A 24,752-nucleotide genomic window follows, 5' to 3' on the forward strand; every position below is an offset into this window, starting at 1 on the left:
CGGCGCCTCGCGGTCGGGCCTCCTCTGGCCGTGCGGGGGGGGCCGGCCGCGGCGGGCCCGCCCACCAGGGGTTCGGACAGACGAGGGAGCCCGTGGTCCCCTCAGTGACATACGGCTGCGTCGAAGCCCCGGCTGGTGACTTCCTGCGCAGCGTGCCGGATGGCCTCGATGGTGGGTTCGGAGCGCCGCCGTCTCAGCCAGGCGAGGGCGGACGTGGAGGGGGCGAGTCCGGCCACCTCGAGGTAGGTGATGCCCGGACGTGAGAAGTAGTCGCGGGCGGCTGAAGGCAGGAAGCACATCGCTTCACCGGCGGCCACGGTGTGCAGCAGTGACTCCATGTCGGTGACCACCGGCCCGTAGCGGACGCGGGTGCCGTCGGGGCGGGGATCGACCGCCCAGAAGTCCCACCACAGCCGCGGAACCTCGTCAGGCATGGCGACCACGGGGACGTCGGCGAACTGGTCCAGGGTGACGCGGCGTTTGGCGGCCAAGGGATGGTTGGCGGCAAGGCAGGCCACGCGTGGTTCGGTGGCGAGGTGGTGCAGTTCGATGTCGTCCGTCACCGGCGGGCGCAGGAACACCACATCGGCCTCTTGCTGGGCCAGCGCGGCCATGTGATCGCCGAAGCCGAGGTTGACCAGTTGCACGCTGGTTCCGGGGTGGCGGTCCTGCAGCAGGTTGAGGACGGCACGGGTGTGCGCCATCGAGGCTTCGGCTCCCATGGTGCCCACCACAAGTCGTCTTGAAGCCTGCCGCAGTTGTGCGTCGGCGACACGCTTGAGCCGGTCGACGGCCGCGACCGCCGCCCGGGCCTCGGGCAGCAGGGCCTGACCCGCCTCGGTCAAGGTGATCGTCCGGTTCGTGCGCTCCACCACACGCATCCCCAGGCGTTTCTCCAGCTCTCTGATCTGCTGGCTCAGCGCCGGCTGGGTGATGAACAGGCGTTCGGCGGCACGCCCGAAATGGAGTTCCTCGCCCAGTGCGAGAAAGAGCCGTAGTTGATGAATGCTCGGCTCCTTCAAGCGAACGCCCCCATGAAGCATGCCTCTTGAGCCGCCTGACGTGCCATCATAACCATCACGTTATCGTATCGCAGGGATTATGCACCCCGGCTTCCATGACATCTCCGCATGCGCCGTGTGAATATCAGGGGCCCGCGCTCGACCTGCGCCGGACGAAAAAAACGCACATGGAGATGTGGTGCGCGAAGCCGTGCTCGGCAGTCGCCTGCCGTGGCCCTAGAGCGCCCGGCACCCACCTCTCCAGTTCCAGCGACCACATCGGGGGAAAGCCGGTATGGAAACGATCATTGTGCAACCACCCGGTCCGTCACGGCCGGGCGAAGAGGACGTCGACAGGCCCGAGTTGCTGCACATGGGACCGGGTGACGAGGCCGACTTCGGGCGCGGGATGCCCGGCAGCCGGGCGGTGTCCATCGTCCTGCCCGACCCCGGAATCTCCCGGCGGGCGGGACGCCTTGAGGCGGCCGAGGACTACTGGCGGCTGTCGAACTTCAGCCGTGACACCGCGTACGTGGTCGAGAACATGGAGGGCGCCGGTGAATACCTCACCGTCGCGCCGGGTCGGCTCGGAGCGCCGGTGCCCTTCGAGTTCTCCAGAGTCGTCCTGCCCGCGCTGGGCGGGAGCGTCGACTTCAAGGTGTTCGCCCCGCAACACGCCTACCTCGACGAACCACCCCCGCTCGGTGAAGGCGAGTTGACCGTACATCCCTACGCGCTCGACGCGACAGCCAAGTACTTCCTGGTCCTTGTGGCCCTGTGCGAGCCGCGGCTGCGCGACCCCTCGGACGGTGTACTGCCGGGCGCCGGGGACATCGCGGAACGACTTCGCCCGCTGGAGAGCTGTCGTGGCCTGACCCGCTCCGCGGTGAACTACCACATCGACTACCTGGCCTTCGCCAAGCTGCGCCTGGACCTCGGCGACGAGACCGGAGCCGACGGCAACAGCCGCACCGGCGTCAAGCGCGCTCGACTGGTCTCCCTCGCCCTGCGCTTCGGCCTGGTGCGCGAGGAACACCTCGCCCTGCTGCCGCCCCGCAGGCGGCCCGTCCCGCAGAAGAGCCGCGCATGACCTTCACAGGCGCCGAGCAGGGCGCTGTCGGGACGCCGCGTCTGCCGGCGGGCTTCCGTATCGAAGGCTGGCAGCTGGGCGCCGTCATCGGATCGGGCGGCTGGGGGACCGTGTACGAGGCCCGCGCGGTCGCCGACGGCACGGTCGTGGCGGTGAAGGTGCTGCCGACCGGCGCCTTGGCACCCGGTCAGCGTGCCGCGCTCGGTGAACTGGTCGCGCGCGAGGTGCGCTTCAGTGTCGAGGCGGACCACCCCCACCTCGTACGGACGCACGCGGTGTGCACCGTGGACGCGCCGGACCTGCCCGCCCTCGACGGTGCCATCGCGCTCGTCATGGACCGGGCCGAGGCCAGTCTGCGTCAGGTCCTCGACACCGCCGCGACGGGCCACCCGATCCCGGACGCCGTGCGGATCCTGCGCGGTGTCGCCGCCGGACTCGCCCACATGCACGGCGCCGGTTGGGTGCACGGCGACCTCAAGCCCGCCAACGTGCTGCTGGGCGCGGACGGAGGGGTCTGGCTCGCCGACTTCGGCCTGGCCACCGAACTGGAGGGCACCCACGCCTACGTACCGCCGCTCGGCACGCTCGATCACGTGCCGCCCGAGTGGTGGTCCCAGCGGACCGGGGCGGACGGGACGATGGTGCGGCCGACCGCCGACATCTGGGCCTTCGGCGTCCTGGCCCACCAGGTGCTCACCGGTGGGCTCCACCCGTTCCCCGGCACCACCGCCCGTGCCCGCGCGCTCGCCGCGCAGACCTACGCCCGCGGCGCAGCGCCCCTGCGTCTGGATGCCGGAATCGACGAGAACTGGCGCCGACTCATCGGGGACTGTCTGGCACCCGATCATGCCAGTCGCCTGCGCCACACCGCCGCGAGCGTGTCCGCCCGGATCGAGCGACTGGCGAGCCCGCGTGGCCGTCGTCGTCTGCTGCCGGTCGCCGCCGTGGCGCTGGCCGCGGTGTCGGCTGCCGCCTTAGCCGGGACCGCGCTGCTCGGGGGCGGCGGAGGCGGGGAGGACGAGCATGTGAACCAGGGGCGGGGTGCGCCAACAGCCGTCACCAGCACGCCGGGCCCGGCCGCCGGGGAGATTCCGGAGGACTCCGACGTGCCCGAGGCACTCCGACCGGTCATCGTGAAGGCCGCCCACCGCTGTAGCGACGCGGAGGTCACTCCCGCGTTCCTCGCCGCCATGCTCAAGGCGGAGAGCGGGTTCGACGTGAACGCGGCCCGCCCGGCGACCGAGGAGTACGGCATCGCGATGTGGACGCCGTCGGTGTTCCGGGCCTGGGCGGTCGACGGCGACGGCGACGGTGACAAGGACTACCGGTCGCCGCCGGACGCGATCTCCACGATGTCGTTGTACGTGTGCTGGCTCGACCAGCAGTTCAAGAAGGCGGACATGCCCGCGAAGGAGCTTCCCGCTCTGATGGCGGCCGGCTACCGCACGAGCGACCGCACGGTCATCACGGAGGGCGGCGTCCCCGCACAGGTGCGGCCCCACGTCGACACAGTGCTCCGCCACCTCGCCGAATACCAGCGGTGAGGCGGCGGAGCCGCCGCGCAGGGCTGGTCAGCAGTCCTTGACGTCCGGCATCTTGTTGTCGGGCGAGTTGATGTAGATGTTGGAGATCCAGCCGTTGTACTGGGGCAGGTACGCCCACCACTCGTTGGTGTAGGGCGGTACGTTCACCACCTCACCCCTGGCCTGGCAGCCCAGCAACACCTCAACTCCTGACGGGAGTTGGGTCATCGGTGCGCTGCCCGTGCCGGGGCCGGGGCGGACGTTCACGTGATCGCTCCACGTGCCGTACCACCATCCCGCGGGCCGCGCGGCCCCGGGGACGTTCAGGGAGCGGGTCAGCCGGCCGATGTCCGTGTACGCCTTCCCGTACGACGTGCCGACGGGATGGAGCGTGAACACGGCCACGATGGAGCGGTCACCGGCGCCGACGGTGCCCGTGCTGTGCAGCGCCGGCCGGGTCAGGTCCACGTCCGCGGCGGCGGCCGGTGCCGGGCTCGCCGTGCGCGTCGCGGCAGCGGTGCGCGGGGGGCCGCAGGTGCCCTTCTCGTACGAGGATCCCGACCAGCCCTGCTTCACCGCCCACGGCTTCTCGAACGCCCCGGCGATGCCGAAGTGCTGGTCGAAGCGGTCCGAGGCACAGCGGGTGGACTGACGCAGGTTCCCCATCACGAAGTCGCGCACGGGCCCGGGCGCCGAGTCCAGGAGGTAGCGGTAGATCGTCACCGTGTCGCGGGCGGAAAGCGCGGTGTAGCCCCAGTAGCCCTCGTACCCGGTGGGCGGCGGTGCCGTGTCCTTGAGGCCGAGACGGCCGACCATGCGCGTGATGATCGCCGTACCGCCGTGGCCCGACCAGTAGGCGCTGGCCGCGTCGTCGTCGCTGGCGCGCAACATCGGCTCCAGCCAGGCCCGGTCGGCGGCCGGGACGGTGTAGTCGGGGCCCCGGTTCCACAGGTAGTCCAACGCCAGCAGCAACTTGACGACGGACGCGGAGCGGAAGCGGGTGCTCGTGTTGAGCTGCTCGGTGAAGGTACCGGTCTGCCGGTCGAAGACGGCGACCCCGGCGCTGACACCGGAGGGCACCTCGGCGGATGCGGCGGCGGGTCGGGTCGGCTGTCCGGCCGGGGCGTCGGCGGCGGCGGAGCCCGCCACACCGCCGATCAGCAGCAGCGCGGCGGCGGTGGCGAGAAGGCGGCGCCTCACTGGTAGTGCTCCCTGAGGTGGAGTGAGTTGATCGGTGTGAGGTCGACGTACCGGCCCTTCTGCGGCTGGATGAAGTCGTGGCAGTCCGTGTTGCGGGACTTGCACAGCTCGGCGACCGCGCCATGGAAGCCGTAGGAGTAGACATGTGGCTCGGGTACGGACACGGCGAGCGCGGCGGCGCCGCGCAGGGGTCTGCGCATGGTCATGCCTTCCGGGTGGATGCTGGCAGGCGGGAGCGGCGGACGGGCTCTACCACCAGACAGAGCAGCGGACCACGCCGTCCGACTTCAGCGAGCCGCAGACGCGGAACTGGTACTGCGGGTCGGTGCTGGTGCGGCGGAACGGTGTGGTCAGGCTCTGCCCGGCCGAGCGGACGGTGAAGGGCCCGCACTGCAGCCAGGGGGACATGGCGTTCCGGTCGCGGTCCCAGCCGTCGGCACGCCAGTCCATCCAGACGTTGTCGCCGGGCTGAGTGCGGCCGCTGATCTTCCCGAAGGCGATCTGCTGGCCGACGTAGACGCCCTTCTCCAGCGTGATGCGGACGCTGCCGAGGCTGAACTCCCTGGGCTTGTCGGTGTCGCCCTCGGCGTCGTCGGGGTGGTCGCGGAAGCCATGCGCACCGCCTTCGCAGTCGGAGGCCGAGGCATGGGCGGACTGTGCGGGTTGAGCGACGAGGACGCCGGTGGTGACCGCGGCCAGCGCGGCGGCCGTGGCGAGAGCGGAGCGGAACGGACGCATGAGAGCCGTCTCTTCCTGTCTGTGGAGGGTGCCCTGAGATGTCGACGGGCCTGGAAGACGACTCGAACCTTAGAAAGGGGAAGCGGCCGGCGGTCCTGACGGATGTCAGGGCGGCCGGATCCGGCCGCGAACTCACCCCGACAGCAGAGCGACCAGCGCCTCGCCCGAGGCCGTGCGCCGCGCCACCACGTGCTGTCCCTGCCGCTCCCGGACGATGAGCCCGGCTGCCTCCAGCTGACCGCAGTGGTAGGTCACGGTCGCCGGAGTGCGGTCGAGTGCGGCGGCCAGGGAGCCCATGGCTCGCGGGCCGGCCAGCTCTCGCAGGATCTGGGCCCTGAGCGTGCCCACCACGAGCTTGAGCCGGTCCTTCTCGACGGTGGTCTCCCGTGCGGTCCACAGTGTGTCGAGGCCGGGTACGGGATAGCCGAACCACACGGCGTCGGGACGGTCGAAGCTGAAGACCGAGGCGCCGTAGCCCGACACGATCGGCACCAGCACCACGCGGCGGGCTCCCCGCTCGAACGTCTCGGGGTGCGGATCGGGCACGTACAGCGTCTCCCCGGCGAAACGGATCTTGGGCCCGAGCCCGGCGAGGACGCTCGGCAAGGCGTTGCTGACGACCGCCACCCCCACGCGCTCGGTCTCCTGGGCGAGCAGGGAACCGGCCCGCGCCCAGACGGGTCCGAAGGCTTCCCACACGGCGCCGAGGATGGCCGCGTACGCGTGGATGAAGGCTTTCGGCCGGTCGACGACCGACTGCCACTGCCGGGGGACCGTCCCCCCGAAGTCCGTCTCCAGCTCTCGCAACAGCTGTGAGGGCGGGACGTCAGCCAGACGTTCGAGCTGGACGGAGAGATCGGTCTCCCACAGCGGTGCCGTCGGCGTGAGGCAGTCGGGAACCATCGAGTACTCCCGGGTGAACAGCGGCCGCAGCACCGCCTCCGCGCCCTCGGGCACCGCGGAGCGCAGCGTACGCCGCCAGGCCGGGTGCACCCCCTGGGAACGACTGCCGAGAGCATCCGCGACGAGCGACATCAGCGTGACCCCGGGCTGCGCCACCACCGACACCGGCACTGTCTCCAGCGGCCCCAGAGACAACTCGGAGAACCGGCCCACGAACACCTCCCATTGACGACAACCACCTCTTGAGACGCACATGTTTCGGCACAGGTTTCGAAAGCCCTGAGCAAAGCCGCCGACCGGAACACGCTTCGAAGTTCTTCGAAATGCTGGGCCGCGCCCCGGCCTGTGCACAGACTGTGTCCGACCACGGGGGACGGTGGCGGCTGACCCACCGCGCGGGCACCACATGGGCCTCACCTGCTGGACGCCGGGCCGGCGAACCACTCCCGCCCTCCGCTCGCTTCACTCAAGGACCTGACATGACGTTGAACAACCGCCGCCGTCTGGCCGCCGGCGCCACCCTGCTCGCCGCGCTCGCGGTCGGTGTCGTCCCCGCGACGAACGCCCACGCCGCCCCTGCCACCCCCGCCGCGACGCGTGCGACCACCCCCGCCCCCGACATGGAAGGCGTCGTCGCCGCGCTGAACGACGCCATGGCCCAGGGCGCACCGGGAGCGATGGCCCGGTTCATCGGCCCCGAGGGCGTCCAGGCCCGCACCGTCGGAGTGCGTGACCGGGCCTCGGGCGCCGCCATGGACATCCGCGCCCGGTTCCGCATCGGAAGCGTCAGCAAGACCTTCTCCAGCGTGGTCCTGCTCCAACTCGTACAGGAAGGCAGGCTGGAGCTCGACGCCCCGGTGAACCGGTACCTTCCCGGGCTGCTGCCCGACGACCGGATCACCGTGCGACACCTGCTGACTCACCGCAGTGGACTCGCCGACTACACCGACGCGATGTTCGAGCACACCGTGCCCGGCTTCGAGGCCGTACGCAACCGGGTCTTCAGCTACCAGGAACTGGTCGACCTCTCACTGAGCGAGCCCCGCACCACCGAACCGGGAGTGGCGTACAAGTACTCCAACACCAACTTCGTGGTCGTCGGCATGCTGATCGAGAAGATCACCGGAAAGCCGGTCGCCGACGAGTACCAGCACCGCATCATCAAGCCGCTGGGGCTGCGCAACACCTCGTACGTGCACCCTGACGTCCGGATCGCGGGACTCCACGTACGCGGCTATCTGCACCCGGACGAGGCCGACGAGCCCCTGGTCGACTCCACGGAACAGACCGTCTCCTGGGCACAGTCGGCAGGGGCGGTCATCTCCAGCCCGGCCGACCTCAACACCTTCATGACCGCGCTGATGCGGGGCAGGCTGCTGGCCCCGAAGACGCTGGAGGCCATGACCACCGTCACCCCGACCGACACCACCAACACCCGCTTCTACGGCCTCGGTCTGCGCCGTTACGACCTGTCCTGCGGTACGCAGGTCTACGGCCACACCGGTACGGTGCAGGGGTACTACACCTACGCCTTCGCGACCCGCGACGGCCGACGCAGCCTCTCCGCGATGGCCAACACCTCGAACAAGGGGTCCGCCAACACGGCGCTCGGCGGCACGCTCGAGGCAGCGTTCTGCGGCAAGAAGCCGGCCTCGAAGGCGTCGGCGTCCGCTCAGCCCGGCTCGCCCAGGATGCTGGCCGAGCCGGACCTGCCCGAACGTCGCTGAGGCCCGCCCGGGGGTCTGAAAGCCTCGTGCGCTGACGGCGTCTCGCGGCTACGGGCCCGCCTGCCGAGTTGTCAGTAGCTGTCGCGCCGGTATGCGGGGCGTGCCCGCGCCCTGTTCCCCGTAGCCGAGGCGAATCAGCATCTGGGCGTGGTGGCGGAGGTGGTCCGCGTTGCGCAGCTGCTCGCGCAGGTCGGGCCACTCCAACGCCTGGTGGAGCAGGGAGGTGCGCAACCCGTGCTTGGTGGCGACCAGCAGGGTGTGCTGGAGGGACTGGCCACAGCGCAGCCAGTCGGAGCGGCGGTCGTGCGCGGTGCGCAGTATCGCGATGGTGGGGGTGTGTTCGAACGCCCTGGACGGCAGTCGTTCCGTATGGCGTTCGGCGGTGAAGTCCCGCATCGGCAACCGTGCGAAGGAGTCCTGGGGGCCTTGCGCTGCCGGGGGCAGGCCGCGTCCGGCGCCCGCGGCGGCGACGGTCGCCCGGCGGCTTTCGGCCGCGCGCTTCACATCGAGGTGGTTGCGGTGCTCGCCCTCGGACGTGAGGCGTAGGACGCGCCGGGTCTCGGCGACGTCCGGCAGTTCGAGTGCGGTGCCTTCGGCGTGCGCGGCCTCGGCGAGTTCATGGAGGACCGGGGTGGGCGGGCGTTCGCCGGTGAAGGGGAAGCGGCTGCTGTGCCTGCGCCAGATCATGTCGTAGAGGGCGGCGTGGTGGTTGCTGGGCCGGGCGCCGCCGGTGATGCGCAGGGCCGCGAGGAGGCCGGGGTGGTCGGGGTCGGGCAGGAGGCGGTGGACCGGCGTCCAGCCGAGGTGCTCCACCGCGAGGCGGAGGTTGAAGAGCGCGGCGCCGGCGGCGATGTGCACGGCCCGGGCGTGCGGATCCTCCTCGGGCAGCATGTGCTGCGGTGCGGCGTGGATCTCGACGGTCATGGCGTCGGGCGCGAAACGGAAGCGCCATGGCTGCGTGTTGTGCATGGACGGCGCGGCGACGGCGGCCGAGACCAGTTCCTCCAGGGTCGCCGCGTTCACGGGTGTCGAGGCCATGTTGACCGCCTTCTTCATCTGGACAAGGCGAGTGCGGAACGGACCGCTGGGATCAGCGTGGCGGGGCGTGGACGCCCCGTGCAGGGGCCGCCCGGCTCTGCGGACGGGCCGTACGGCGCCTTTATTCGTTCTCGACGGTGTCCAGTTGGGCGGCGATGACCGTTGCTGAGAGATTGCGCAGAGCGGGAGGTTCGTCGCGCGGTGCGGGAGCGGGGGTGCGAAGGGAGTGCAGGAGGCGGGCGGTGGGTGGCGGCGTCGAGCAGGGCGTCCTCGTCGTCGAAGGAGGTGAGCATGAGACAGGCGGTGTCGGGGAGCGTGGAGCGGATCTCGCGGCAGACGGTGATGCCGTCCATGTCGGGGAGGCGGACATCGAGGACGGCGACGTCGGGTCGCAGGGCGGGCGTGCGGTGCAGGGCCTGTTCGGCGGTGGCGCCTTCGCAGACGATCCGGATGTCGGGCTCCGAACCGAGGACGTTGGCCAGGCCTCGGCGGACGAGCTCGTGGTCGTCCAGGAGGAAGACTCTGATGGGGTGCTCCGCGCTGAATCGTGTGGTGGCGTTCGGCATGCGGTCCTCCGGCGCAGACAGAAGTGTGGTGCGGGGGCCGTTCGGTTCCGATCCTCGCGCTCGACGGCCGGGCGGGGGAGGGGGGTGTGGACACGGACTCAGCAGATGCGTGGCAGTTGCTCACCGAGCGGCATGTCGATGACGCGCCGCGCACCGATCAGGGTGCGGAGGTGGACGCGTCCCGGTGGTCCCTGCGTGACCTCGCCGATGCGGACGGCCTCGGCTCCTTCCGGCAGAGCCCGGAGCGCTCGCAGTGCGGTGGCGGCCCCGCGCGGGTGGACGAACGCGACGAAGCAGCCTTCGTTCGCGACGCCGAGCGGATCGAGGCCGAGCAGCTCGCAGGCGGCCGACACGGCGGCGGGAACGGGCAGGGACGCTTCCTCGATCTCCATGCCGGCGTGCGCGGCGTGGGCGATCTCGTTGAGTGTGGCGGCCAGGCCGCCCCGGGTGGGGTCGCGGAGTGTGTGCACATCGGCGCCGCAGGGCGCGAGTGCGTGGACCAGGCGGTGCAGCGGACGCGAGTCGGAGGTGATCGTGGCCTCGAAGCCGAGTCCTTCCCTGGTGGAGAGGACGGCGGTTCCGTGGCGTCCGAGGGAACCGGACAGAAGGATCACGTCTCCGGGGTGGGCACGTGCGGCGGAGGGGGTGAGGCCGGGGACGCGTCGGCCGATCCCGGTCGTGGTGAGGAAGAGCCGGTCGGCGGCGCCGCGCCCGACGACCTTGGTGTCGCCCGTGATCACCGGGACTCCGACCTCGCGTGCGGCCTTGCCCGACGAGGTCAGCACAGTGCGCAGATCGGCCGTGGACAGGCCCTCCTCCGCGATGATCGCCAGCGTCAGGGCGACGGGCAGCGCACCTCGCATGGCGAGATCGTTGACCGTGCCGTGGACGGCGAGCGAACCGATGTCCCCGCCGGGAAAGACGAGCGGGTCGACGACGAACGAGTCGGTGGAGACGACCAGGTCGCCGGCGCCCGGCAGGAGTGCGGCGTCCTCCAGAACCGTGTCCGGTGCGGTGCCCAGGGCGGGCAGGACGATGTCACGGAGCAGTTCGTCGCTGAGACGGCCGCCCGCGCCGTGGCCGAGCAGGAGTGCCTCCTGTTCGTGGTGCGGGGTGGGGCAGACGGACGTCATGACGTGCTCCCGGATCGGCTCTCGGTCGGACGTTCGGTGCGCCGGCGGCCCGCGGAGTGGAAGGCGGCGCAGGTGCCCTCCGTGGAGACCATCGGGGCGCCCAGCGGGGTGCGGGGTGTGCAGCGGGTGCCGTAGGCGGTGCAGTCGGTGGGCAGCGCGGCGCCGGTCAGGATCGCTCCGGCGATGCAGGCGGGGTCCTCGGCCGGATTGAGGCGGTCGACGGCGAACCGGCGGGCGGCGTCGAACCCGGCGTAGGCGGGCGCGAGTTCGAGGCCGCTCTCCGGCAGCGTGCCGATGCCGCGCCAGGCCCGGTCCGTCACGCGGAAGACGTGCGTGACGGCGTCCTGGGCGTTGGGGTTGCCTTCGCGTCGTACGGCGCGGACGTACTGGTTCTCGACGGTGTGGGTGCCGTTCTCCAGTTGCTGTACGGCCATCAGGACGCCTTCGAGGAGGTCGAGCGGTTCGAAGCCCGTGACGACGACAGGGACGCGGTACGTGCGCGCGATCGGCTCGTACGCCCGCCAGCCCGTCACCGCGCAGACATGGCCCGCAGCGAGGAATGCCTGAACCTCGCAGTGCGGGTCCTCAAGGAGGGCGGTCATCGCGGGGGGTACGAGGACGTGGCTGACGAGGACCGAGAAGTTGGTCAGGCCGAGGCGGGCGGCGTGGAGGACGGCCATGGCGTTGGCGGGGGCCGTCGTCTCGAACCCGACGGCGAGGAACACCACCTGCCGGTGCGGGAGTTGCTCGGCAAGGCGTACCGCGTCCATGGGGGTGTAGACGACGCGGACGTCCGCGCCCCGGGCGCGCAGGGAGAGCAGGTCGGTCGAGGTGCCGGGGACGCGGAGCATGTCCCCGAAGGAGGTCAGGACCACGCCGGGGCGGGCGGCGATGGCCATGGCCCGGTCGAGGGTTGCGAGCGGGGTGACGCAGACGGGGCAGCCGGGGCCGTGGATCATGCGGATGCCCGCCGGGAGGAGTTCGTCGATGCCCTGCCGGACCAGGGTGTGGGTCTGGCCGCCGCAGACCTCCATGATGCGCCAGGGCCGGGTGGCCGTGGCGGTCAGTTCGGCGAGGAGGCGGCGGGCCAGGCGCGGGTCGCGGTATTCGTCGAGGTACCTCATGGGCCGCTGGGCGGGGTGAGGTCCATGCGGATGTCGATGACCCCTTCGACGGCGCGGGCGAGCCGTGCGGCGACGGGCACGAGGTTGCGGTTGTGCAGCGTGCCTCCGAAGGTGACGACACCCTCCCGCACGGAGACGGTCACGTGCTGGTCGGGGAAGAGGTAGGCGGCCACGGTGTGGCGGACCTCCTCGGCGATGTCCTCGTCGGAGCGCAGGAACACCTTCAGGAGGTCCGAGCGGGAGACGACCCCTTCGAGCATGTTCTCCGTGTTGACCACGGGCAGGCGCTTGACGTGGCGGCGGGCCATGATGCGGGCGGCCTCGGCGAGGGTGGCGCCGGCCCGGACGCACACGGCAGGACTCGACATCAGCTCGCCGGCCGTGACGGCACCCGCCTTGGCCAGATCGCCGAGGCGGCGCAGTTGTTCCCGCTGGTCGGGGTCGGCGTCGCGAAACTCCTCCTTCGGCAGCAGGTCGGCCTCGGAGACGACACCGACGACCCGGCTCTCGCTCTCGACGACGGGCACGGCGCTGACCTGCCACTGCTCCATGAGCTCGACGACCTCCTTGAACGGGGCCTCGCGGCCCACGGCGACGACGGTGTGCGTCATCACGTCGCTGACGGTGTGCGGACCGGTCCTCACGGCTGCCTCCTCGGGGGGTGCGGGGTGCGCTCGACGGTGAGGTCGAGGAAATGGGTCGAGCAGGAGATGCAGGGGTCGTGGTTGCGGATGGCCCGCTCGCACAGGTGCGTGAGAGCGGCGTCGTCGATGTCCCCGTGGTGCAGCGCCGCCTCGGCCTGGCATCGCAGGTCCTCCTCGATGGCGCCCTGGTTCTGGGCGGTGGGCGGGACGAGCCGGGCGTCGGTGACGGTGCCGTCCGCGTCCAGGACGTAGCGGTGGTAGAGCAGTCCGCGCGGCGCCTCCGTCGCGCCGTGACCGGTCCCGGCGCGCGGCGGCACGGGCACCGCGGGGGAGCGCGGCGGCTCGTAGGCGTCGATGACGCGCAGCGCTTCCTCGACCGCGTACACGACCTCCACGGCGCGGACGAGGAGGGAGCGGAACGGGTTGCGGCACGGTCCGTCGAGTCCGGCTTCCCGGGCCGCCTCGCGGGCGAGGGGCGAGAGCTGGTGCCCGTTGAGCGCGTACCGGGCGAGGGGCCCGGTGAGGTGGCGGCGGCCGCGGAGGGTGGCGTGCAGGGCGGTGGAGTACGGGACGTGTTCCTCGACGACCTCGTCGGTGAACGCGGCGAGGCCGAAGCGCCGCACCTCGCCTCCCCGCCGCGTCAGGACGGTCGGCGTCCCCGACTCGATGGCGTAGCGGTCCGGCTCGGACAGCGCCAGGAAGTCGTGGTCGCAGTCGGCGTCGGGGAAGGTGAAGGAGGAGGCCCACCGTACGGTGGCCAGGGCGTCGTCCAGGGCGCCGCGCAACCGCTCGGCGAGCGGTCGCAGTTCGTCCGGCGCGGGCACCCGGTAGAAGCCCCCGACGCGTACGTTGACGGGATGGACGGCGCGTCCGCCGAGCAGCTCCATGACGGCGTTGCCGGTCTGTTTCAGGCGCAGCCCGCGCTCCACGTCCCGCCGGTGGGTACGGGCCAGGTCCACGGCTCCGTCGCAGCCGAGGAAGTCGGGGGCGTGCAGCAGATAGATGTGGAGCGTCTGGCTCTCGATCCACTCGCCGCAGTAGAGCAGTCGGCGCAGCGCACGTATCTCGGGCGGCACGTCGACGCCGCAGGCGTCCTCGATCGCCGCGCACGCGCTCATCTGGTATGCCACAGGGCAGATCCCGCAGATCCGCGCGGTGATGTCGGGTGGCTCGGTGTGGGCGCGGCCGCGCAGGAACGCCTCGAAGAAGCGCGGGGGTTCGTAGATCTGGAGCCGGGCGGCGGTGACGGTCGTTCCCTCGACCGTCAGGTGCAGGGCGCCTTCGCCCTCCACGCGGGCCAGGGAGCCGACGTGCACGACGCGCTGTCCGCGATGGGTCACGACCGGCCCTCCTCCTCGGCCTGCGCGAAGGCGGTGGTGTTGAAGGTGTGCAGGAGGCGCGCCCGGTCCCGGTCGTCGAGTCCGTCGCGGCGCAGTACGGGGATGAGCGCGGGCAGGTTCACGGACCCCGAGGGGCCGAAGCAGCCGTAGCAGCCGCGCCCGTAGGCGGGGCACAGGGCGCCGCAGCCCGCGTGGGTGACGGGCCCGAGGCAGGGGGTGCCGTGGGCGACGGTGACGCAGACGGTGCCGCGGCGTTTGCACTCGAAGCAGACGCTGTGGTCCGGGATGTCGGGCTTGCGGCCCGCGAGGTAGGCGGTGATGACTTCGAGGAGCTGCCGGCGGTCGACGGGGCAGCCGCGCAGTTCGAAGTCGACGTCGACGTGTGCGGAGACCGGGGTGGAGGTGGCGAGGGTGTCGATGTACTCGGGGCGGGCGTAGACGATGCGGCGGAACTCCGCCACGTCGGCCGCCTTGCGCAGCGCCTGGATGCCGCCGGCCGTCGCGCACGCGCCGATCGTCACGAGGTGCCGGGCGCCGGAGCGGATCTCGCGGATGCGGACGGCGTCGGCGGGGGTCGTGATCGACCCCTCGACCAGCGCGAGGTCATACGGTCCGGGCTCGACCTTGCTCGACGCCTCCAGGAAGTGGGCGATGCGCACACGTCCGGCGAGGGTGAGCAGTTCGTCCTCGCAGTCGAGGAGGGTGAGCTGGCAGCCGTCGCAGGAAGCCAGCTTGTACACGGCGAGGGTGGGGGCGTCGGCGGTCGTCATGACGTCACAACTCCCGTACGGACATGAGGGGTTCGGCGCGGTCGAAGCCGATCGCCGGGCCGTCGCGGCACAGCAGGACGGGACCGAGCTGGCAGTGACCGCAGTGGGCGGTCGCGCAGCGCATGTTGCGTTCCAGCGAGACCCGGACGCGTCCCCGCGGCACACCCCGGTGGGCGAGGTCGCGTGCGGTGGCGCGGATCATGGGCTCGGGGCCGCAGACGTAGGCGGTCGTGCGGGCCGGGTCGAAGCGGGCGCCGTCCAGGAGCCGGGTCACCAGGCCGATCTCGCCGCGCCAGGACGGGGCGGGGTGGTCGACGGTCACACCGGTGTAGGCGGTGGCCCACTTCTCGGACTCCGAGCGCGCGATGAGGTCGTCCGGTGTCCGTGCCCCGATCAGGACGTTGATCCGGCCGTAGGCCCCCGGTGTGTGCACGGCGTGCCGGATGAGCGGAGTCAGCGGTGCGAGGCCGATGCCGCCGGCCACCACGACGAGGTCCTGGCCGCGCGCCTTCTCCGGCTCCCAGCCGATGCCGAAGGGGCCACGCAGTCCGACCGTGTCGCCGGCGCGGGCGCCGCACAGGGCCCGGGAGACCGCTCCGACGGCGCGGACGGTGTGCCCGAGCCGGTCGTCGGCCTCGATGGCGCTGACCGACACGGGGATCTCGCCCACTCCGAACGCGTACACCATGGCGAACTGCCCGGCGCCGAACGGGCGAAGGGAGGTCCGCACGGGAGCGAGGGTCAGCGTGACCGTGTCGCGGGTCTCCTCCCGGCGCTCCACGACCTGGTAGGGGAGGGGGACCGAGGTCGTCATCGCACCCCGCTTCCGTGCGGGGCGTACAGGTCGAGCAGCCGGATCCGGGCCGCGAGCAGGCGGTGTGCGAGGACCTGGCCCACCCACAGGGCGATCTCGCGGCCGCACTCCTGATCGGCGTCGCACATCTCCCGCACCCGGGCGGCGTCGAACTCGTAGGCGCGCACCGGACTCATGGCCTCCGCGCCCAGCTGCCACACGTGCGGTGCGAACAGCCATGACCAGCCGACGAGTTCGCCGAACCCCAGACTCTCGATGACGGCGGCGCGACGGCCGGGGACGTGCATGTCGAGCAGGACGGTGCCGGTGCGGATGATCCAGAAGCGGTCGGCGGGCCCGCCCTCCTCGAACAGCCGGGTGCCGGCGGGGAAGCCGACCTCGCGGGCGAGCGCCATCAGCCGGGCGCGGTGGACCTCGGGCAGCGCCTGTGCCATACGGGGAGTGGATGTGGCGATCATGACCGGGCCTCCTGTGCGAGAGCCGAGACCTCTTCGGTGATGTCGATGCCGACGGGGCACCAGGTGATGCAGCGGCCGCAGCCGACGCAGCCGGTGGAGCCGAACTGGTCGTACCAGGTGGAGAGTTTGTGGGTGAGCCACTGCCGGTAGCGGCTCCGGGACGAGGCGCGGACCGGGCCGCCGTGCAGACGGGAGAAGTCGAGGTCGAAGCAGGAGTCCCAGCGCTGCCACCGCTCGGCGTGCTCGCCGGTGAGATCGGTGACCTCCTCGGTGGTGGTGCAGAAGCAGGTGGGGCAGACCATGGTGCAGTTGCCGCAGGTCAGGCAGCGGGCGGCGACATCGTCCCAGCGCTCCGCGTCCATGCTGGTGCCGAGCAGGGCCCGCAGGTCCACGGGCGGCATGGCGCGGCCCATCCTGTCGCGGGCGGCGTCGACGGCCTCCCGGGCGCTCTGTCGGGTGGGACCGTCGGCCGGTCGGGAGGGGACCCGTTCGAGGACGCGGGCCCCGGCCGCGCTGCCGACGCGTACGAGGAACTCGTGCCGGTCCGCGTCGACGATCTCGGTCAGCGCCAGATCGAACCCGGCGTCGGCGGCGGGGCCGCCGCCCATCGACACGCAGAAGCAGGTGGCACCGGGTTCGGTGCACTCGGCGGCGATGAGGAACGCCCCGTTCCTGCGGCGGGCGTAGCCGTCGTCCCCGTAGTGCCCACCGGTGAGGACCCGGTCCTGGATGGCGATGGCCCGCAGGTCGCACGGGCGGACGCCGAAGAAGGCGTAGGACGGCTGCTCCGCCTCCGTCGCACGTACGGTCAGCTCGCCCTCGGGGCTCCGCTCGGCCTCCCACAGCTTCTCGCGCTCGGGGTGGAGGAAGGTCTTCCACGACTGGGGGCCCGAGGTGTGGGCGAAGACCGAGCCGTCCGTGCGGCGCACGAGGCGGTAGCGGCCCGCCTCCAGTTCGCTGCCCCAGCCCCAGGGGAGGGCGTCGGCGCCGTCCAGGGGCCCGAGGACGATCGCGCCGTCGCGGACCGTCGGGCCCACGACGGTGCGGCCGTCGGAGACGAGGGCCGCCACGAGGGCGTCGATCCCGGCACGGTCGAGAACCGCGGTGGTGTCGGTGGCCGGCATGGAGCCCTCCTCACGTGGACGTCCTCGTCACCTCCAGCGTCGTGCGCCACCGGCGGACACGGCAGGGGCCGACCGGCCCGGCAGCTGGGCCCAACGGCGGGATCACCCCGGCCGGGCGGTGTCGGACAGCGCGAGCAGTTCCCGGGCGATGCCCTCGGCCCATGCGGTGATCTGGTCGAAGTCCCGAAAGTCCCCTCCTCTTCCGGAGTTGACGATCATCCGCGCCATCCGTCCGCGGGCGTTCTCGTCGAGGCGTCCGCCGAACGTGACGTGCTCACGCGCGTCGAGACGATCGACGAGGCGGCGCACCCCCGGCACGGGGTCGATGTCGCGCCGTGCCGCCGAGTCGTCCAGCGGACCGCTGCTGAAGAGCCACACGGGGCGCCCGTGCGACCGGGCACGGGCGCGCCGGGCCAGGCGCCGCGCGTCGCGGTGCCAGCGGCCGGCGTAGAGCGCGCCGCCGATGACCAGGGCGTCGTAGGCGGACAGGTCCGGTCCCACCTCGCCCGCGGCCGTGACGTCGACGGTGCATCCTGCCTGGCGCAGGGTGTCCCCGATGTGGTCCGCGATCTCGCCCGTGGCGCCGTACTTGGTGCCGTAGGCGACGAGCACGCGGGGTTGTGAGCGTTCCATCCGGTCAACCTCCCTGGTCCGTCGGCGCGCTGCCGTGGAACCGGCCGCGTCTCACAGCCTGCGCAGCCACTCCTCGGGCACGCCGTGCACGTGCGGCTCGTCCGGGCGCAGGTGGGAGTCGTCGAGACGGTACGTCAGCTTGTCGACGACGGCGACGACTCCGTCGATGTGCCCGGTCATCCGGGCGGCTATCTCCTTCTCGCTGCGCCGCTCCACCTGCCCGTCGAGCGTCACCACGCCCTGGTGCACCGTCACCGCGACGGTCGTCGGGGACAGCCACAGGGTGCGGACGAAGACCTCGTCGACGACCTCGCGACGGATCTCCTCGTCGGGCCTGAGGAACACCTGGAGCAGATCGCGGCGGGTGACGATGCCGACGAGGCGCTCCTCGTCGTCGACCACCGGCAGCCGTTCCACCTTGTGGTGCGCCATGGTGCGGGCGGCCTCGGCGATCGTCTCGCGCGAACCGACCGTGATCGGCGGCGCGGACATGATCTGCGACGCGGTACGGGCGACGGCCTTCTGGTGCGCGGCCCGCGCCCGCCCCCATCGCGGCAGGCGGCGACGGTGCGGTTCGTGGGCGTGCGGCCCGTCGGTGCCCGCGGCCTCGACCTCGCGGGCCAGGAGGTCGGACTCGGAGACCACCCCGATGACGTGGTCGTGCTCGTCGACGACCGGGAGGCCGCTGACGCGGTGTTCGTGGAGCAGGCGCACGATCTCCTTGAAGGACGTGGCCTCTTGTGCGCGCACCACGTCCCCCGTCATGACCGAGCCGATGTCGCTGTGCTTCATCTGTCTGCCTCCGTCCTGCGGGGCCCTCTCATCCAGCGTCCGGCTCCCCTTCGGTGACGTGCAGGGGCCGGTCGGGCCGGGGGCCGGGACCTTCCGGCCCGGTGCCCCGGCCGGCCGGTCCGCCGGGCAAGGCCTCGCCCAGTTCGCCCTCCACGGCGTCCGACATGGCGCGCAGCACGTCGAGGGTGCGGTGCGCCTCCGCCTCGTCGACCTCGGTGATGGCGAAGCCGACGTGCACGATGACGTACGTCCCCACGGCGGCGCCTGGCGTGTAGGCGAGGCACACCTCGCGGCGCACACCGCCGAAGTCGGCGGTGCCCATCCGCAGCCCGGCGTCGTCGCGCACGTCGACGATCCGTCCGGGGATCCCCAGGCACATACGTGTCACTCCTTCGCCTGTGCGAGGCGGGCGGCGGCGACCGCGGCCTGCCCGTAGGAGATGCCGCCGTCACCGACCGGCACGGCTCGGCCCACGAGCACCCGCAGCCCCTGCGCCCGCAGCAACCGCCGTACCTCGGTGAGCAGCCGCTGGTTGACGAAGCAGCCGCCGCCCAGACAGACCGTGCGCGGAGCGCCGGCCTCGACGGCGCGCCGGACCAGTTCGGCGGTGGCCTCGGCGAGCGCGCGGTGGAAGGCGGCGGCGAGCAGGGGCACGCTCTCGCCGTCGGCGCGCCGGTCGAGGAGGTCGGTCAGGGTGGTCGTCGTGTCGTAGACCCACAGTCCGCCGGCGCGGAGCACGCGGTGGGCGAGGGGCGCGGCGCGCAGGCGGCCCGCCGCGGTCTCCAGGGCGACGGCCGCCTCACCCTCGTAGGACACGGTGTCGACCAGTCCGAGCAGGCTCGCCACGGCATCGAAGAACCGGCCGGCGCTCGATGCGGCGGGACAGTTGAGTCCCCGGTCGATCATGGTGCGGACCGTGGTCACGGCGCGTGGATCGAGACGGTCGGTGAAGTCACCGGGTGCCCGTGGCGCGGGCCCGGGCCGGCCGAGACGCTCTCCTGCGTACAGGTGGCCGAGAGCGGTGCGCCACGGGTTGCGGACCGCCGCCTCCCCGCCGGGCAGCGGGGCCGTGGCGAGGCGGCCGACCCGGCGGTACGAGGTGAGGTCGGCGACCATGATCTCGCCGCCCCACAGGGCCCCGTCGTCGCCGAGGCCCAGGCCGTCGTAGGCGACGCCGGTGAAGAGGCGGCTCCAGCCGTGTTCCGCGGCGCACGCCGCGAGATGGGCGTGATGGTGCTGTACGGCGATCCGGGGCAGCCCTCCGGCGTGCGCCCACTGGGTGGAGAGATAGCCCGGGTGCGGGTCGTGCGCCACCGCGCGGGGACGGACCCCGGTGAGACGCCGCAGAGCGTCGTACGACTCCTGGAACGCCTCGTAGGTGGCGGCGTCACCCAGGTCGCCGATGTGCGCGGCGAGATGCGCCCGGTCGCCCTCGGCGAGGCAGAACGTGTGCTTCGACTGGGCGCCCGCGCCGACCAGGGGTAGTGGCGCGGACCGCGGCAGCGGCAGCGGTGCCGGAGCCAGCCCGCGGGCCCGGCGGACGGTGAGGACGGTCCGGCCGGTGACCTCGGTGACCGAGTCGTCGTAGCGTGCGCGGACGGCCCGGTCGTGCGAGAGGACTCCGTCCACGATCGGGGCGAGCGTGCGCGCGGCGTCGGTGTCGTCGACGACGAGGGGCTCGCCGACGCGGTTGCCGCTGGTGACGATGAGCGGACGGGCGAGATCGCACAGCAGGAGGTGGTGCAGTCCTGTGGTGGGCAGGAACAGGCCGACCCGGTCCGTGCGCGGATGGACAGCGGTGGGCAGCCGGACGGGGCCGAGCGGCAGGAGCACCACGGGCCGCGCGCCGCGGGTGAGTTCGGCGTGGGCTGTCGTGCCGACACGGGCCAGGCGCCGGGCCGCCTCGATGTCGCCCACCATCACGGCGAACGGGTTGCCCGGCCGGTGCTTGCGGCGGCGCAGTTCGCCGACGGCGTCGGGGTCCGTCGCGTCGCAGACCAGTTGATACCCGCCGAGTCCCTTGAGCGCGATGATGCCGCCGCTCCCGACGGTCTTGACCGCCGCCCGCAGCGCGTCCTCGCCCCGCAGGTCCTCCCACGCCAGTCGCGGGCCGCAGGCAGGGCAGGCGATCGGTTCGGCGTGGAAGCGCCGGTCGTGCGGGTCGGCGTACTCGGACGCGCAGTCGGCGCACATGCGGAAGCGGCGCATGGTGGTGCGGGCGCGGTCATAGGGCAATGCCTCGATGATGGAGGCGCGGGGGCCGCAGTCCGTGCAGCTGATGAAGGGGTGGCGGTAGCGGCGGTCGCGCGGGTCGAGCAGCTCGGCGAGGCAGGCGTCGCACAGGGCGGCGTCCGGCGGAACCTCACGCGGCGACGCGGCCCCCGACAGGGAGGTGCCGCTGTCGCGCACGACGAACGCGCGGGACGGTGAAGGGGGCGCGTCGTGATCGCGGAAGCGGACCTCATGGATCCGTGAGAGCGGCGGAGCGTCCGTACGCAGCCGGTGGGTGAAGCTCGCGACCGCGTCCGGGACACCGCACACGCTGCCCTCCACGTGCCCGTCGACGTTCGCCACCCACCCGGTGAGCCGGAGCGCGGTGGCGGTGCGATGGACGAAGGGCCTGAACCCCACGCCCTGGACGGTGCCGGAGACCGTGAAGTCCCGCACCACCGCGCGCTGTCGCTCACGCGCGCGCCGTGGCATCCCGGTGCCTCACGATCTCGTCCTCCACCGCGTCGGCGAGCGGTGCGACGGTGCGGCGGACCACGTCCGACATCGCGTCGCCCAAGGAGTGGTCGGCGCCCTCCACCGCGTACACGACCAGCCTTCCGGGCAACCGGTCCAGCATCCGTGCCAACTCCACGGCCTCACCAAGCCCCAGACCGTGTGAGCTGGTGGAGTGCGCGACACCCAGGGCGTCCGCCTCGAGTGCGACGCGGTGCACCCGTCCAGGGGAGGAGGGGTGCGCGTGAGCGGCGTCCACGACGATCGCCAGGTCGGCGCCTTCCCACAGGCCGATCAGCCGGCCGGGGTCACCGTCGCACGTGCGGAGCTCCGTGCCCGGCGGCAGCGGACGGCTTCGCGCGCGCTGCCGCAACCGCGCCACGACGGCACAGCCGACGCCGTCGTCGCGGCGGAACTCGTTGCCCACGCCGATGACCGCGATCCGGGTCCGTGCGGCCATGGACGGCTCCCTTCGTGCCCTGCGGAGTGCGGGCCCCCGCCACGACAGTGCACCCGCACGCGGGCTCGGGCAGGGGGCCGAACGTCCCGGGGGCGGGGCCGGTTCGCCTCTGCAGCGACGCGGACCCGACTGGCAGCGTGGAGGGACACGCGAGGGAGGCGAGCACCATGGAGGAACGACCGCTGATCGTGGGGGTCGACGGTTCGGAGTCCAGCCTGCAGGCGCTGGACTGGGCGGCCGACGAGGCGGTGCGCCGGGGTGCGCGGCTGCGGTTGCTGCACGCCTCGCGCTGGGAGCGCTACGAGGGACACGCGCCCGCGCTCGGGCTCGGCCGCGAAGGGGGCAGGCAGCTCGCCGACCACATCGTCGCGCAGGCCACCGAACGTGTCCGCAGGCGTGCGACCGGACTCCACGTGACCGCCCAGGTGACGGCCTCGGACCCGGTCGGCGCACTGGTCGAGGCGAGCCGCGACGCGGCCATGGTCGTGGTCGGAAGCCGGGGGCACGGCACGTTCGCCGGCCTTCTCCTCGGCTCGGTCAGCCTGCCGGTCGCGGCCCACGCCGAGGCGCCCACCGTCGTCGTGCGGGGCCACGACAAGAACGTCCACGGCGGCTTCGACGAGATCGTCCTCGGACTCGGGGACCCGGAACGCGCCTCGGCGGCCGTCGAGTTCGCCCTGCGCGAGGCGGAGTTGCGCGGGGCCGGACTGCTCGCACTGCGGGCCTGGCGCTGTCCCGCGCACGAGATCCCGGACTACCCGACGGACGACGTCGGGGTGCACCGGATCCGCGCCGAGAACGAACTGACGGCCGCCCTGCACGAGGCGCACGCGGTGCACGCGGGCGTCACCCTGCGGGAGATGCCGCGGGAAGGTCACGCGCGTGACCTCCTCGTGGAGGCGTCCGCGCTGAGCGACCTGCTGGTCGTGGGCGCGCGCCGACGCCGGAGCGGGGTGGGCCTGCAACTCGGCCCCGTCGGCCATGCGGTGCTGCACCATTCCGCGTGCCCGGTGGCCGTGGTGCCCCACGGCTGAGGCCTACGACGACCGGTACGGGGCGGCGGGCCCGGACGCTCCGTCTCAGGTGACGTGCCCGGCCAGATCCGCGGACCGCCGGGGCCCGGTGACCCGAGGCCCGCTGTCGGCCGGGCTCCTCGGAGACGCGACGTGGCCGCGCAGACGGACGTACAGGGTGTCGGCGAACCAGGTCAGGACTGTCAGGACGACCACGGCGGCCAGCAGCGACGTTCCACGATGTGGCCTTTCCACGATGTGTCCTTAACGGCACGTCGGAAGAGGCGTTCCGGTCCTGTGGACGTACCTGACCGGCCCCTGCCCCGTCCTCCGCGGCGCGCGGGAGTGTGGCTTCGGGGATGTTCCCCGGGGTCGCCGCTTCGACGAGGAGTCGGTCATGGGCCGGTCACGAGCGAGGACGCGCCGGGTGTGGTGGTGGCGCTGGCGGCACAACCCCTTGCGGCGTGGCAGTGATGTCGCGGAGGGGTGGGTCATCCTGATCACGTGGACGGTCGCGGGAGCGCTCGGATGCCTCGCCGGAGTGGCGACCGCCGACGCCGTCGAGGGCAGCATGGTGCGCGCTCGTGCCGAACGCCACGCGGTCACGGCCGTGCTCACCGAGAATGCCCCGAAGAGCGAGGTGATCGGGCGCAGTACGGATCTGAGCCGCGTGTGGGCGAGCGTGAGCCGGCGCGACGCCAAGGGCGCACCGCATTCCGGCTCCGCCCGGGTCCAGCCGGGCGGAGCGGCCGGAACGCGCGTCACGGTGTGGACGGACGCCGACGCCGACCGGCTGCTGCCCGAGCCCGTCGACCCGGCCGATGCCCGGCTGTCGGCGGCGTTGTTCGGCGGCCCCGCGGGCGCCGGTGCGGTCGGCGCCGTCCTGGTCGCGGGGCATCTGGGGCGGCGCCGGCTCGACCGGCGCCGGATGGCGCAGTGGGACGCGGAGTGGGAGCGGACAGGGCCGCAGTGGCGGAAACGCGCGGGTTGAGACGGGTCCAGCAGCGAGGTGTCCCGGCTCCCTCAACGGTGGTGTCAGGTGTGTCGGTCGTGCGGGACCACCGCGACCGGGCACTTCGCGTAGTGGATCGCGGCGTGCGTCACCGAGCCGGTGCGTGAGCCCACCGGGTGGGGGCGCGCATGATGGCCCACGACGAGCAGGCACGCGCCACCGGCCGCCCGGACGACCTCGTGGGTGGCCCGGCCCTCGGCGAGCACCTCGTGCACGTAGACGTCCGGGTACTTCTCGCGCCAGGGACGCAGGAGCCGGGCGAGACCGAGTTCCGCGTCCTCGCGCAGAACGGCACGCTGAGCCGCGTCGGGCATGGGTGCGGCGTACGGAACATGCCAGACGTGCACGGCCCGCACGGCGCTTCCACGCGACTGCGCCGTGCCGAAGGCGAAGTCGAGCAGCTCGGCACCGGAACCGGGCAGGTCGAGCGCCAGCGCCACGTCACGGGCGACGTCCGCGGCGGTGGGGTCGGTCCTGGGCAGGAACGCGTCGCGTTCTCGTGTGCCCGCCCGCACGAGGACGACCGGGCACCTCGCGTGGCCCACGACGGCCGCGGCAGCCGACCCGGCGAGCCTTCCGCCGACAGCGCCGAACCCTCGGCTGCCCAGCACCAGGAGGGCGGCCCCTGACGCCTCACGGAGCAGCGCCTCCCCGGGCGTGCCGGGGATCAGATCGGCCGACACAGGTACGTGAGGGGTGTGCGCGGCGACATCGTCCACGACGGCACGCAGCAGCCGGTGCGCTCGCTCCAGTGGCGCGCTGAGCTCGGGCAGCCGCGGTCGGGGGCCTTCCGGAGGAAGACCCTCCACGGCATGGACCAGACGCAGGGAGGTGCCGCGCCGCGACGCCTCGCGCACGGCCCAGCGAGCGGAGTCGGCGCTCTCAGGGGATCCGTCCACTCCTGCGACGACAGGCCTGACCATGG

At 72.5% G+C, this 24,752-nt stretch carries 27 protein-coding genes; 5 read left to right on the forward strand and 22 right to left on the reverse strand.

All coding sequences use genetic code 11. The features are described from left to right. Positions 1-101: 101 nt before the first annotated feature. Positions 102-1,022, reverse strand: a complete 921-nt coding sequence (locus ABZ877_RS35890) for a LysR family transcriptional regulator (RefSeq protein WP_361080106.1) — start codon at positions 1,020-1,022, stop codon at positions 102-104. 274 nt (positions 1,023-1,296) lie between these two features. Here ABZ877_RS35890 and ABZ877_RS35895 point away from each other — a divergent pair, with 274 nt between their 5' ends. After that, positions 1,297-2,091, forward strand: a complete 795-nt coding sequence (locus ABZ877_RS35895; protein ID WP_361080107.1) for a serine/threonine protein kinase — start codon at positions 1,297-1,299, stop codon at positions 2,089-2,091. Next, positions 2,088-3,635 (forward strand): serine/threonine-protein kinase, encoded by a 1,548-nt coding sequence (locus tag ABZ877_RS35900; RefSeq protein ID WP_361080109.1) that lies wholly within the window; start codon positions 2,088-2,090, stop codon positions 3,633-3,635. The genes ABZ877_RS35895 and ABZ877_RS35900 overlap by 4 nt, the downstream gene beginning before the upstream one ends. Positions 3,636-3,662: 27 nt before the next feature. On the opposite strand, the gene ABZ877_RS35905 is transcribed toward ABZ877_RS35900, so the two are convergent. The 4 genes from ABZ877_RS35905 to ABZ877_RS35920 form a co-directional block, all read right to left on the reverse strand. After that, a complete protein-coding gene (locus ABZ877_RS35905) occupies positions 3,663-4,814 on the reverse strand; it encodes a hypothetical protein (RefSeq protein ID WP_361080111.1) in 1,152 nt (383 codons plus the stop codon). Then, positions 4,811-5,020, reverse strand: a complete 210-nt coding sequence (locus ABZ877_RS35910) for a hypothetical protein (protein ID WP_361080112.1) — start codon at positions 5,018-5,020, stop codon at positions 4,811-4,813. The genes ABZ877_RS35905 and ABZ877_RS35910 overlap by 4 nt, the downstream gene beginning before the upstream one ends. Before the next feature lie 43 nt (positions 5,021-5,063). Then, on the reverse strand, positions 5,064-5,552 hold the full coding sequence (locus ABZ877_RS35915) for a hypothetical protein (RefSeq protein WP_361080114.1): 489 nt from the start codon (positions 5,550-5,552) through the stop codon (positions 5,064-5,066). A 132-nt stretch (positions 5,553-5,684) separates the two neighbouring features. Beyond that, a complete protein-coding gene (locus ABZ877_RS35920) occupies positions 5,685-6,668 on the reverse strand; it encodes a winged helix-turn-helix domain-containing protein (protein WP_361080116.1) in 984 nt (327 codons plus the stop codon). Between the two features lie 266 nt (positions 6,669-6,934). Between ABZ877_RS35920 and ABZ877_RS35925 the strand changes: the two genes are divergently transcribed. Further along, positions 6,935-8,182, forward strand: a complete 1,248-nt coding sequence (locus ABZ877_RS35925) for a serine hydrolase domain-containing protein (protein WP_361080118.1) — start codon at positions 6,935-6,937, stop codon at positions 8,180-8,182. 48 nt (positions 8,183-8,230) lie between these two features. On the opposite strand, the gene ABZ877_RS35930 is transcribed toward ABZ877_RS35925, so the two are convergent. The 15 genes from ABZ877_RS35930 to ABZ877_RS36000 form a co-directional block, all read right to left on the reverse strand. Further along, on the reverse strand, positions 8,231-9,220 hold the full coding sequence (locus ABZ877_RS35930) for a nitroreductase family protein (RefSeq protein ID WP_361080119.1): 990 nt from the start codon (positions 9,218-9,220) through the stop codon (positions 8,231-8,233). A gap of 14 nt (positions 9,221-9,234) precedes the next feature. After that, entirely contained in the window at positions 9,235-9,786 is a 552-nt protein-coding gene (locus ABZ877_RS35935; protein ID WP_361080120.1) for a response regulator transcription factor, read from the reverse strand. A gap of 98 nt (positions 9,787-9,884) precedes the next feature. Next, complete coding sequence (gene hypE / locus ABZ877_RS35940) at positions 9,885-10,919, reverse strand: hydrogenase expression/formation protein HypE (protein WP_361080122.1); 1,035 nt, start codon at positions 10,917-10,919, stop codon at positions 9,885-9,887. Beyond that, entirely contained in the window at positions 10,916-12,043 is a 1,128-nt protein-coding gene (gene hypD / locus ABZ877_RS35945; protein WP_361080123.1) for a hydrogenase formation protein HypD, read from the reverse strand. Before hypD ends, hypE begins: the two co-directional genes overlap by 4 nt. Then, positions 12,040-12,687, reverse strand: a complete 648-nt coding sequence (locus ABZ877_RS35950; RefSeq protein WP_361080125.1) for a CBS domain-containing protein — start codon at positions 12,685-12,687, stop codon at positions 12,040-12,042. The genes hypD and ABZ877_RS35950 overlap by 4 nt, the downstream gene beginning before the upstream one ends. Further along, positions 12,684-14,027, reverse strand: a complete 1,344-nt coding sequence (locus ABZ877_RS35955; RefSeq protein ID WP_361080127.1) for a Ni/Fe hydrogenase subunit alpha — start codon at positions 14,025-14,027, stop codon at positions 12,684-12,686. The genes ABZ877_RS35950 and ABZ877_RS35955 overlap by 4 nt, the downstream gene beginning before the upstream one ends. Next, a complete protein-coding gene (locus tag ABZ877_RS35960; protein WP_361080129.1) occupies positions 14,024-14,797 on the reverse strand; it encodes an oxidoreductase in 774 nt (257 codons plus the stop codon). The genes ABZ877_RS35955 and ABZ877_RS35960 overlap by 4 nt, the downstream gene beginning before the upstream one ends. A 4-nt stretch (positions 14,798-14,801) precedes the next feature. Continuing rightward, positions 14,802-15,611 carry an FAD/NAD(P)-binding protein gene (locus ABZ877_RS35965; protein ID WP_361080130.1) on the reverse strand — a complete coding sequence of 270 codons (810 nt, stop codon included), beginning with the start codon at positions 15,609-15,611 and terminating at the stop codon, positions 14,802-14,804. Then, complete coding sequence (locus ABZ877_RS35970; protein WP_361080132.1) at positions 15,608-16,069, reverse strand: cyclic nucleotide-binding domain-containing protein; 462 nt, start codon at positions 16,067-16,069, stop codon at positions 15,608-15,610. Before ABZ877_RS35970 ends, ABZ877_RS35965 begins: the two co-directional genes overlap by 4 nt. Further along, entirely contained in the window at positions 16,066-17,193 is a 1,128-nt protein-coding gene (locus ABZ877_RS35975; RefSeq protein WP_361080133.1) for a 4Fe-4S dicluster domain-containing protein, read from the reverse strand. Before ABZ877_RS35975 ends, ABZ877_RS35970 begins: the two co-directional genes overlap by 4 nt. A 102-nt stretch (positions 17,194-17,295) precedes the next feature. Next, entirely contained in the window at positions 17,296-17,826 is a 531-nt protein-coding gene (locus ABZ877_RS35980; RefSeq protein WP_361080136.1) for a flavodoxin domain-containing protein, read from the reverse strand. Between the two features lie 51 nt (positions 17,827-17,877). Further along, positions 17,878-18,618: a CBS domain-containing protein gene (locus ABZ877_RS35985; protein WP_361080138.1), complete on the reverse strand. Its 741-nt coding sequence runs from the start codon at positions 18,616-18,618 to the stop codon at positions 17,878-17,880. 28 nt (positions 18,619-18,646) lie between these two features. Further along, positions 18,647-18,997 (reverse strand): HypC/HybG/HupF family hydrogenase formation chaperone, encoded by a 351-nt coding sequence (locus tag ABZ877_RS35990; protein WP_361080140.1) that lies wholly within the window; start codon positions 18,995-18,997, stop codon positions 18,647-18,649. Positions 18,998-19,002: 5 nt separating this feature from the next. Next, positions 19,003-21,321: a carbamoyltransferase HypF gene (hypF, locus tag ABZ877_RS35995; RefSeq protein ID WP_361080142.1), complete on the reverse strand. Its 2,319-nt coding sequence runs from the start codon at positions 21,319-21,321 to the stop codon at positions 19,003-19,005. Further along, entirely contained in the window at positions 21,302-21,802 is a 501-nt protein-coding gene (locus ABZ877_RS36000) for a hydrogenase maturation protease (RefSeq protein ID WP_361080144.1), read from the reverse strand. The genes hypF and ABZ877_RS36000 overlap by 20 nt, the downstream gene beginning before the upstream one ends. Before the next feature lie 167 nt (positions 21,803-21,969). Here ABZ877_RS36000 and ABZ877_RS36005 point away from each other — a divergent pair, with 167 nt between their 5' ends. Continuing rightward, positions 21,970-22,836, forward strand: a complete 867-nt coding sequence (locus ABZ877_RS36005) for a universal stress protein (RefSeq protein WP_361080146.1) — start codon at positions 21,970-21,972, stop codon at positions 22,834-22,836. 45 nt (positions 22,837-22,881) lie between these two features. On the opposite strand, the gene ABZ877_RS36010 is transcribed toward ABZ877_RS36005, so the two are convergent. Continuing rightward, the gene (locus ABZ877_RS36010) at positions 22,882-23,070 is read right to left on the reverse strand and encodes a hypothetical protein (protein WP_361080148.1); all 189 of its coding nucleotides are present in this window, start codon (positions 23,068-23,070) and stop codon (positions 22,882-22,884) included. A gap of 142 nt (positions 23,071-23,212) precedes the next feature. Between ABZ877_RS36010 and ABZ877_RS36015 the strand changes: the two genes are divergently transcribed. Beyond that, on the forward strand, positions 23,213-23,806 hold the full coding sequence (locus ABZ877_RS36015) for a hypothetical protein (RefSeq protein WP_361080150.1): 594 nt from the start codon (positions 23,213-23,215) through the stop codon (positions 23,804-23,806). Positions 23,807-23,850: 44 nt separating this feature from the next. Here ABZ877_RS36015 and ABZ877_RS36020 read toward each other — a convergent pair whose 3' ends face one another. Next, positions 23,851-24,750, reverse strand: a complete 900-nt coding sequence (locus tag ABZ877_RS36020) for a universal stress protein (RefSeq protein WP_361080152.1) — start codon at positions 24,748-24,750, stop codon at positions 23,851-23,853. Between the last annotated feature and the right edge of the window lie 2 nt (positions 24,751-24,752).

It is taken from the genome of Streptomyces sp. NPDC046939 (assembly GCF_040644575.1).
Classification (GTDB): domain Bacteria; phylum Actinomycetota; class Actinomycetes; order Streptomycetales; family Streptomycetaceae; genus Streptomyces.